This window comes from Trinickia sp., from assembly GCF_051953955.1.
Lineage (GTDB): Bacteria > Pseudomonadota > Gammaproteobacteria > Burkholderiales > Burkholderiaceae > Trinickia.
Window position 1 is genome coordinate 1 of sequence record NZ_JBQCIF010000041.1, and the last position, 8,826, is coordinate 8,826.

Annotated in this window: 11 protein-coding genes; 2 read left to right on the top strand and 9 right to left on the bottom strand. The window is 62.7% G+C overall.

The features are described 5' to 3' along the window. The 6 genes from ACTHNZ_RS08090 to flhD form a co-directional block, all read right to left on the bottom strand. Positions 1-602: Hpt domain-containing protein (locus ACTHNZ_RS08090; protein ID WP_440541983.1), on the bottom strand; the 602-nt coding region annotated here is incomplete at its 3' end. Positions 603-739: 137 nt separating this feature from the next. Further along, positions 740-1,105, bottom strand: coding sequence for a response regulator (locus ACTHNZ_RS08095; RefSeq protein WP_440541984.1), 366 nt, complete (start codon positions 1,103-1,105; stop codon positions 740-742). Between the two features lie 7 nt (positions 1,106-1,112). Then, the gene (gene motB / locus ACTHNZ_RS08100) at positions 1,113-2,087 is read right to left on the bottom strand and encodes a flagellar motor protein MotB (RefSeq protein ID WP_440541985.1); all 975 of its coding nucleotides are present in this window, start codon (positions 2,085-2,087) and stop codon (positions 1,113-1,115) included. 25 nt (positions 2,088-2,112) lie between these two features. Further along, complete coding sequence (motA, locus tag ACTHNZ_RS08105) at positions 2,113-2,973, bottom strand: flagellar motor stator protein MotA (protein ID WP_440541986.1); 861 nt, start codon at positions 2,971-2,973, stop codon at positions 2,113-2,115. Between the two features lie 216 nt (positions 2,974-3,189). Continuing rightward, entirely contained in the window at positions 3,190-3,771 is a 582-nt protein-coding gene (gene flhC / locus ACTHNZ_RS08110; RefSeq protein ID WP_440541987.1) for a flagellar transcriptional regulator FlhC, read from the bottom strand. An 89-nt stretch (positions 3,772-3,860) separates the two neighbouring features. Next, on the bottom strand, positions 3,861-4,181 hold the full coding sequence (gene flhD / locus ACTHNZ_RS08115) for a flagellar transcriptional regulator FlhD (RefSeq protein WP_440541988.1): 321 nt from the start codon (positions 4,179-4,181) through the stop codon (positions 3,861-3,863). A 573-nt stretch (positions 4,182-4,754) separates the two neighbouring features. On the opposite strand from flhD, the gene ACTHNZ_RS08120 reads away from it, so the two are divergent. After that, positions 4,755-5,822, top strand: a complete 1,068-nt coding sequence (locus ACTHNZ_RS08120; RefSeq protein ID WP_440541989.1) for a glycosyltransferase family 4 protein — start codon at positions 4,755-4,757, stop codon at positions 5,820-5,822. A gap of 252 nt (positions 5,823-6,074) precedes the next feature. Here ACTHNZ_RS08120 and ACTHNZ_RS08125 read toward each other — a convergent pair whose 3' ends face one another. Then, positions 6,075-6,377, bottom strand: coding sequence for an H-NS histone family protein (locus tag ACTHNZ_RS08125; protein ID WP_440541990.1), 303 nt, complete (start codon positions 6,375-6,377; stop codon positions 6,075-6,077). A 451-nt stretch (positions 6,378-6,828) separates the two neighbouring features. Between ACTHNZ_RS08125 and ACTHNZ_RS08130 the strand changes: the two genes are divergently transcribed. After that, a complete protein-coding gene (locus ACTHNZ_RS08130) occupies positions 6,829-7,575 on the top strand; it encodes a histidine phosphatase family protein (RefSeq protein WP_440541991.1) in 747 nt (248 codons plus the stop codon). Between the two features lie 37 nt (positions 7,576-7,612). On the opposite strand, the gene ACTHNZ_RS08135 is transcribed toward ACTHNZ_RS08130, so the two are convergent. Together ACTHNZ_RS08135 and ACTHNZ_RS08140 are read right to left on the bottom strand one after the other, a co-directional pair. Beyond that, complete coding sequence (locus ACTHNZ_RS08135) at positions 7,613-8,437, bottom strand: Cof-type HAD-IIB family hydrolase (RefSeq protein ID WP_440541992.1); 825 nt, start codon at positions 8,435-8,437, stop codon at positions 7,613-7,615. A 56-nt stretch (positions 8,438-8,493) separates the two neighbouring features. After that, the gene (locus tag ACTHNZ_RS08140; RefSeq protein ID WP_440541993.1) at positions 8,494-8,760 is read right to left on the bottom strand and encodes a hypothetical protein; all 267 of its coding nucleotides are present in this window, start codon (positions 8,758-8,760) and stop codon (positions 8,494-8,496) included. Positions 8,761-8,826 lie beyond the last annotated feature (66 nt).

An 8,826-nucleotide genomic window follows, 5' to 3' on the forward strand; every position in this document is an offset into this window, starting at 1 on the left:
TCCCCCACCCCCCGTAGCGTAACTTTCAGGTGAGGCCCTTCATTGTTCGTGTCGCCGCCGCTCACTGCCGTGGCCGCGCCTGCGCCGTGGGCAGCCTCGACGGCCTGCTCGACCACGTGCTCGGGCGTGCCGCCCTCGGCCGGCGCCGCGCTCGCGACGGGCGCGGGCTCGATCGCCGCCGCAGCAGCAGCCGGCTCCGCCGCCGCCCCGCTTGCCTCGGCATGCAGGCGCTCGAGCTTCGCGCAAATGGCCGATGCGGCCGCGGCGTCGGGTTCCGCGCTCGCGCGGTAGGCGGCCAACTGGTCGGCCAGCACGTCCTTCGTCTCGAGGAACGTGTCGATCATGTCCTTGCGCAACGTCAATTCGTTGTTGCGCGCGCGATCGAGCAGCGATTCGAGAATGTGCGTCGTTTCGGTCAACGCCGTGAAGCCGAACGTGGCCGCGCCGCCCTTGATCGAGTGCGCCGCGCGGAAAATGGCCGCGAGATCTTCGGGATCGGGCGTGCCGACGTTCAGGTTCAGCAGCAACTGCTCCATTTGCGCGAGCAGCTCGTCCGCCTCGTCGAAGAACGTCTGGTAAAACTGGGTAATGTCGAGTGTCATGCTTCAATCACCGCCAAGAGTCGTGCTTCGCAGGTAGCGCGTTATTCATCCGTTCCATGCGCGCGCCTCGCGCCGCATATGTCCTAACCTTTGCTTTCGCCCGTCGTTTTCGTGCTCCGCCCGTGTTGCGCCCCGCCTCACGCGTTGAGCGCATCGACGAGCTCGGTCAACGTATCGGGATCGAGCGGCTTCTCGATCCAGCCCGTCGCGCCGGCCGCCCGGGCCGCATCCTTGAATGCGACGCCGTCTTCGGTCGTCAGCACGAAGATCGGCGTGGCCGCGTAAGCCGGCTGCGCGCGCAGCGCAGCGATCACGTCGAGCCCGCTGCGCTTGGGCATGTACTGATCGGTCAGCACGAGGTCGAACGAGCGCGCCGATGCGCTCGCCAGCCCTTCGTCGCCGTCGGCCGCCACGGTCACCTCGTAGCCGGCCGTGCGCAACGTCGCCGCGAGGATTTCACGCATCGCGGCCGAATCGTCGATCGCCAGAATGTGTTTGATCATGCATGCCTCACTTGCCCGCGCTCGGCGCGATCTTGCCGGCGAGCGGCGCGGTGCTGGCCGCATCGTCCGACAGCGTCGTCGTCGTGGAGTCATCATGCATCAATGCGTCCTCGGACTTTTTGTTGAGAACGATGATACTGATGCGTCTATTCTCCGGATCGAGCGGGTCCGCCTTGTTCAAGTTCTGCGTCGAGGCGAGCCCCAGCACGCGCATCACCTTGTTCTCGTCCATCCCGCCGGCGATCAGCTCGCGCCGCGACGCGTTCGCGCGGTCGGCCGAAAGCTCCCAATTGCTGTAGCCCTTACCGCCGCCCGCATACGGCACGGCATCGGTGTGGCCTTGCACGACGATGCGGTTCGGCACGTCGTTCAGCGTCTGGCCGATCGCGCGCAAGATGTCGCGCATGTACGGCTCGACAGCATCGCTGGCCGTGGCGAACATCGGGCGCTTTTGCGTATCGACGATCTCGATGCGCAGCCCCTGCAGCGTCGAGTCGATGCGGATCTGCTGCTTGAACTGGCGCAGCACGGGGTTGGCCTCGATCGCGGCCATCAGCTTGACCTGCAGATCGTGCAGCCGCACTTGCTCGCGGCGCTCGAGCGCCCCCTGCAACCGGTTCATCGCCTCGTCGTCGGCCTTGGCCGCCGTGTGCGTCGCTTGCGACGTCGTGCCGTCGGAGCGGCGCGTGATGCCGTCCACGTCGGTGGAGATGTCGCGGCCGCCGCCCTGGATGATGCTGGACTCCTGCGCGCTACGCTGGCCGCCGCCGAGCAGCGCCGCCTTCAGCGGCTGGTTGAAGTATTCGGCGATGCCTTTGAGTTGCACGGGCGTCACGGCGCTCAGCAGCCACATCAATAGAAAGAACGCCATCATCGCGGTCATGAAGTCCGCGTAGGCGAGCTTCCATGCACCGCCGTGGTGCCCCTTCTTCGAGGGCGCCACGCGCTTGACGATGATTGCCCGATCCTTGCCTTTGGTCATGGCGCGCTGTCCTCTGGCCTAGGGCTTACTTGGCCTTCACGCGGCGCACGTGCTCTTCGAGCTCGGCGAACGACGGGCGCTCGGGCGAGAAGAGCACCTTGCGGCCGAACTCGACGGCGATCGCGGGCGCATAGCCGTTCAGACTCGCGAGGATCGTGACCTTGATGCACTGAAACATCTTCGTCGACTCGGCCACGCGCTGCTCCGCGAGGCTGGCGAGCGGCCCGATGAGGCCGTACGAAAGCAAGATGCCGAGGAACGTGCCGACGAGCGCCTGCGCGATCATCGCGCCCAGCACCGCGGGCGGCTTGTCCGCCGATGCCATCGTGTGCACCACGCCCATCACGGCGGCGACGATCCCGAACGCCGGCATGGCATCGCCGACGCGGCTCAATGCGTGCGCCGGGCCTTCGCCCTCGGCGTGATGCGTCTCGATCTCCTCGTCCATGAGGCTTTCGATCTCGAACGCGTTCATATTGCCGCCCACCATCAAACGCAGGTAGTCGGTCAGAAACTCGACGATATGGTGATCCGCGAGGATTTTCGGGTATTGCGTGAAAATCGGGCTCTTCTCGGGATCGTCGATGTCGGCTTCGAGCGTGAGCGTGCCTTCCTTGCGTGCCTTTGCAAGCAAAACGTAAAGCAGCGCCATCAACTCCATGTACACGTCCTTCGTGTACTTCGAGCCCTTGAAGAGCGTGGGCAGAAGGCGGATCGTCGCTTTGATCGTCTTGAGGCCGTTGCCGAGGATGAATGCACCGACTCCGGCGCCGGCGATCATGAGCCCTTCCTCGGGCTGCACTAGCGCGCCTAGATGGCCGCCCGCGAGCGCATAGCCGCCGAAGACGGACAATACGGTTACGAGTGTTCCAACGAAAATCAGCACTGCCGGGTCCTCACAAGAGCGACGGGGAGACCGCCGTTAATCTGGTTTACGGCAGGCCTGCCGAAAACTTTGGGGGGAAAAAGGGGGCGATGGCGCCGGGGAAACCAGGACGGTGAGCGGCCCCTGTCGGGCGCCGCGGACATGGAACCGGGGCGCGACGCGCGGCGGCAGCCTCGGTCCCGCCACCGGAAGCGGCCCCATGCGAGCGCGAGAGCCTTACGCGGCCAATTCGGCGACGTCGGGGGACGTCCCCGCCAAGCCTTGCCCGGCCTTGGCCGCGGCGGACTTCTTGGTCTTGCCGGCACGCGACGGCGGCTGGCAAAGCCCGCAGACGAAGCTGTGCTGCGGGTCGTGGGCATGCGCGACGAACTGGCCGCGGCACCGGGTGCACGAGGTCAGCTGCAACATCCCCGATTCGAAGAAGCGCACCAGCGTCCAGGCACGCGTGAGCGTGAGCTGCGCCTCGTCCCCGTTCAGCAGCGTATGCTCGAGATACAAGCGATAGCTCTTCACGATCGACTGGATGTTTTCACAGCCGCCGTGCTCGGCCATGAACCGGTAGATATTGTAAAAAAGCGACGAATGGATGTTCGGCTGCCAGGTCATGAACCAGTCCGTCGAAAACGGCAGCATGCCCTTGGGCGGCGACACCCCCTTCAATTCCTTGTATAGCTTGATGAGCCGGTCGCGCGACAAGCTCGTTTCCGCTTCGAGCAATTGCAGGCGCGCGCCCAATTCGATCAATTCGATCGCCAGGGTGATTTCCTTGACTTCGAGCACGACGCTCTTGGTTGCCATATCGGCCGTGTGCCTCGCTTACTGAATACCGATTTCGCCGCCGCGCTCGCGCCCGAGCCGGCAGGTTCGCAAAAGCGTCGTCGATTTCGTCAATTGACCGATTCGACCGGTTGGCTCGCCATCAGAATGGCGCTGTGGGCTCCCGTGAGCGATGCCGCCTTGCCCTTGTCGGCGAGCGACGAGAGCACGGCATGGTCGTCGAAACGGAACCGGCACAGCAGTTGGTTCGACGCGGCCAGCTTCACGGTCTGCGCGAACGATAGGTTTGCGATGACGTCGGCCAGCTGATCGCCGATGCCCATGCGGAACATACCCATTGCCTTGTCTTCCCGCAGCAGACGCTGCGCGAGCAGCAAATACGAAAGATTGACTTCTTTTATCTCGCTGAGCATTTCGCTTGTCGCGCTCATGACTACCCCCGTCAATCGAAAGTGTCGACCGCGGCGCACGCTTGCGTTCGCCGCGGTCCCAGTACAAAGCTCAGTGCTTCGGAAACGTTTGCCCGGCCGTGCGCGCTCTCGACGCACGATGCCGCCCGTTCTTGGTCTCGAGCAAATTGTGTCGAATTGTAAAAACGGTGGAAATAGGAAGAGCACCGCCGGCCCATGCCGGAAATGTCTATAAAACGTGTAGGAGTTTTTCTGACATCGAGCGCCAGCGCGGCTTTGCGAGCCGGGGGTCGATTCGGCGGTCGGGCACGAAAAAAGCTACCACGCCGCTGCGTCGCGTCGGTGCATCACGGTTCAAATTATAGGAAGCCGTGTCATCGAGCTGCAACAAATGCCGACTGCGGAAAATCGTGGGGACGCTTTTTTACCGGAATCGCGCAAAACGCCGCGCGCTTGCTGTTTCGGGCTGTAACAAGGGTTAAGGGTTTGAAAACCTCCTCATATCGGCGCGGCGCGCTCCCGATAATGACTGGGCAGTCCGAACGTGATCGGCGGCGAAGTAGTGTGCGCCGCCTCTAGAAAGGAGAATGACGCATGCGAATCGCTCAAATCGCGCCGCTTTACGAAGCCGTACCCCCGAAATTTTACGGAGGCACCGAACGCGTCGTGTCGTATTTGACCGAGGCGCTCGTCGAGCTCGGACACGACGTCACGCTGTTCGCCAGCGGCGATTCGATCACCTCGGCCACGCTCGAGGCCGCATGGCCCCGGGCCCTGCGGCTCGATCCGACGATCCGCGACCCCCTTGCGCCGCATATGCTGCTGCTCGAGAAAGTGCGCCGTGCGGCGGCCGACTTCGACGTGCTCCATTTTCACCTCGACTACCTGCCGTTTTCGCTGTTTGGCGATGCAAGCACGCCGTCCGTGACGACGTTGCATGGCCGGCTCGATCTGCCCGAATTGCAGCCGGTATTCGATGCGTTCTCGCGCGCCAACGTCGTCTCCATTTCGCAATCGCAGCGTATGCCGCTGCCTCAAGCCCATTGGCGAGAGACGGTCTATCACGGGTTGCCCGAGCGATTGTTGACGCCGCAGCCTCATTGCGAGCCGGAATATTTGGCGTTCCTCGGCAGAATTTGCCCGGAAAAGCGCGTAGACACGGCCATCAGGATCGCGGCGATGAGCGGCTTGCCGCTGAAGATCGCGGCCAAGGTCGATAAAGTCGATCGCGACTATTTCAAGCAGGAAATCGAGCCGTTGCTATCTCAGGCCCATGTCGAATTCGTCGGCGAGATCGACGAGGCTCGCAAGCCGGAATTTCTTTCGCGAGCCAAGGCCCTGCTGTTCCCGATCGACTGGTGCGAACCGTTCGGTCTCGTCATGATCGAGGCGATGGCCTGCGGCACGCCCGTCATTGCCTTCAATCGAGGCTCGGTGCCCGAGGTGATCGACCATGCGGTGACGGGATATATCGTCGAGGATGTTCAAGGCGCCGTGGCAGCGCTGCAGCGTTTAGACGAACTTTCGCGCGATGAAATTCGTGCGCAATTCGAACGCCGCTTCACGGCTAGAACCATGGCGAGCAACTACGTGAAATGCTATGAAGCGCTGCTCGAGCAGGGGCGGGGCCGGCCGCAGCTGCGCAGTGTCGCCGCGGGATAACCCGGATGGAGGATGCATGAGGCCGCCCCTGCACGCTCGTTAATGGCGAGAATAAAACGGCGGCATCTCGCTCGAAATAATTCGTAAAAAAAGTCCTTCGCTGCGCGCGGAGGCTGGTCTTGCCTCGAGGCAATCGCCGCTATTTCGGCTAATTGAAGTTCCGCCGCCTGACGCAGGGGCCGCTCACAAGGCAAGGCGGCGCTGAGCACCATCGGTGCCGAGCGCCGCCTTGCCGGCTGCACTGCCGTTTCGTTACTGCGCGATGAGATAGCGATCGCGATTTTTGACGCCGGCGATCCAATTCGGCGGCTTGCCGCGACCGCTCCACGTAGCGCCCGTCTTCGGATCCTGGTATTTCGGCGGCAACGGCGTCTTCTTCGGCGGACGACCGCGCCGTGCACCCTCGGCGTACCCGAGGTCATGGGCGCTGAGCCCGAACTCCGCGATCTTTTGCTTGATTTCCGCAATGACGTTCGCGACTTCCGCGCGACGCGCCTCGTCTGCCTGCGCCTGCAATTTTGAGATCTGTGCTTTCAGTTCCGCGTATTGGGACATCGTGGTCTCCCTTGATTGAAAAACTGGTGGTACCGAGATTAGTCGGAACGAACGGCCGTGGCAATGCCGAATTTACCCCATGCCGCATGAAATCGTATGATAATTCTTAAAAAACCGTCGACCGTGCGTAAAACCTCATTCCCCGCTCAATTGCCGGCGGCGCATCGCACTGCAATGGATCGAATGCGCACCAAGCGGCGCCGTTCGGAACGCTTTCGAATGCGCCGCATAGCGCCGGCGCATTGGCCATTTCCCGTGCCGATCGTCATGCCGGTTGTCTCCCGGTTGTCGCGCCGGTCGCCGCCTACGCCGGTCGTTAGCATTCCGAAATAATGCGAAGCTGATGTCTCAGCAAAAAACGAGCGCGGGCCGGCAGATGCGCCGCTGCTAGAATCGGCTCGCGATCCACGCCCATTCCGGGTGCATCGCCTTTTATGGAAAGGAAGGCGCCATGACTCGCTCGAATGCTGGGCACCATACCGAATCGAGTCGTACCGGCGGCGGCCGCCGGCCGTTTCATTCCCGCGCCCGTCGCTCGCTGAAACGATGGCCCGCGCTTGCTGTCGCCGCCGGCCTCATCGGCATGGGGATCGCACCGAACGCATCGGCGCAAACCGAAACGCTAGTGTTCGTTCGCCACGGCGAAAAACCCGCCAAAGGCTTTGGCCAGCTGGATTGCCAGGGATTGAACCGCGCAATGGCACTACCGGCAGTCATTGCGGCAAAATTCGGCAAACCCGATGCGGTCTACGCACCGAATCCGTCGATGAAGAAAAAGGATCACGGCGTGTGGTACGACTACGTTCGGCCATTGGCGACGATCGAGCCTACGGCCATTCAATTCGGCTTGCCGGTCGATACCGACTACGGATATGCGCAAATCGAGGGGCTCGAGCAGGCACTCGTCGCGCCCGAGCACGCCGGCAAGCTCATCGTAACGGCATGGGAGCATCGTGAGATCGAAGACCTCGTGCGCAACATCATGAGCAAGTACGGCGGTGCATCGCCGAACGTGCCGCGTTGGGAAAGCAGCGATTTCGACAGCATGTATGTCGTCAAGCTCGATTGGAACGCGCAAGACCCACGGCCTCATGCCACGTTCGTGCTGGATCACGAAGGCCTCGACGGGCGAACCACGGATTGCCCGTGCGCCGCGCTGCCCGATGCGCCAGCCGGCGAATCTCGAGGATCCCAATAAAGAAGCCGGGCAGCGCGAGAGAACGCTGAGAACGCTTTTACGAAGCGGCGAGTTCGTCCGCAATCGAAAACAGCTTTCGCAATTGATGCGCGACGCCGCCCTCGAAGTTGTTGCCGATCCTCGGGACATCCGGCAAGCGGGCGATTAAATCGGGATTGGCGTTATTCATCATGAACGGATGGCCGGCCGTCTCGAGCAGATCGATGTCGTTCATGTTGTCACCGAACGCGACGCAGTGCGAAGCGGAGATCCCGAGGCAATCGAGTACAACTCGCAGCGCCCGCCCCTTCGATACGTTCGACGTCATCACCTCGAGGCAATCGGGAAGCGAATAGGTGACATAAAGCGCCTCTCCGAATTCGCGCTGCAAGCGCTCGGCGATCTGCGCGAGGTCGGCCGGATCGCCGATATAGAGCACCTTGGCGATATCGTCCCCAGCATGCGCGCGCATGTCGATCACTTCATATCGAAAACCCGAATCCTGGTGGAAGGCGAGCAGTTCGGGGGCGTCGCGATCGATGAGCCAAGCTTCATCGGCGAACAAATTCACGATCACGCGCCCGTGCGAACCGACGACGTCGGGCTGCACGAGCCGGCGCACGGCTTCGCTCGATAGATTGCGCGAGTGGATCAGCGTATCGTCGGGCGCGTGAACGCGTGCCCCGTTCGACGTGACGAGATATGGACGAATACCGAGAACATCGCGAATCCCCGCGACATCGCAGTAATGACGGCCCGTCGCGATCACGAACTGAATGCCGGCTTGTTCGAGGCGGCGCACCGTCGCCACGGTGAACGGGTCGAGCTGATGGTTGCTGTTCAGTAGCGTTCCATCGAGATCAGTAGCGACGAGCTTATACATGGCAGGAAAAAAAACGGCTTGAAGGCAAAAGAAAAGGCAAGGGTCACGCCGCTATTTTATGCCGCTGTGCCCGAGCCTCGCTGCAGGCCGGCACTCGCGCGGCGGGCGAGCTCGAGCGCGCCGTGCGCCGAATCGGCCAGCGGCGGCCGCAAACGAGCGCGATGCGAAACCGGCACATGCTCGGCGAGCGGCGCGGCCAAGCCGCCGCAGAGCGCGACCGGCAACTGCGCGCCGGGATCGAGCGCATCGACGAACCGCGCCACGTCCGCCCCCGCTTGCGCGAGCAGCGCCGCGGCAACGGGGTGGTCGCCCTGGGCGAGCACGACGGGGGGGAACTGCGCGTATGCCGTCTGATTATCTTAGCAAATCCATACGAAGATGCCTTAGCG

What these genes read in the sequence shown, in the direction of transcription:
- ACTHNZ_RS08095 (WP_440541984.1), bottom strand. Translation starts at nt 1,105, where the DNA reads ATGATCAAACACATTCTGGCGATCGACGATTCGGCCGCGATGCGTGAA.
- flhD (WP_440541988.1), bottom strand. Translation starts at nt 4,181, where the DNA reads ATGAGCGCGACAAGCGAAATGCTCAGCGAGATAAAAGAAGTCAATCTT.
- flhC (WP_440541987.1), bottom strand. Translation starts at nt 3,771, where the DNA reads ATGGCAACCAAGAGCGTCGTGCTCGAAGTCAAGGAAATCACCCTGGCG.
- ACTHNZ_RS08120 (WP_440541989.1), top strand. Translation starts at nt 4,755, where the DNA reads ATGCGAATCGCTCAAATCGCGCCGCTTTACGAAGCCGTACCCCCGAAA.
- ACTHNZ_RS08125 (WP_440541990.1), bottom strand. Translation starts at nt 6,377, where the DNA reads ATGTCCCAATACGCGGAACTGAAAGCACAGATCTCAAAATTGCAGGCG.
- ACTHNZ_RS08135 (WP_440541992.1), bottom strand. Translation starts at nt 8,437, where the DNA reads ATGTATAAGCTCGTCGCTACTGATCTCGATGGAACGCTACTGAACAGC.
- ACTHNZ_RS08130 (WP_440541991.1), top strand. Translation starts at nt 6,829, where the DNA reads ATGACTCGCTCGAATGCTGGGCACCATACCGAATCGAGTCGTACCGGC.
- motB (WP_440541985.1), bottom strand. Translation starts at nt 2,087, where the DNA reads ATGACCAAAGGCAAGGATCGGGCAATCATCGTCAAGCGCGTGGCGCCC.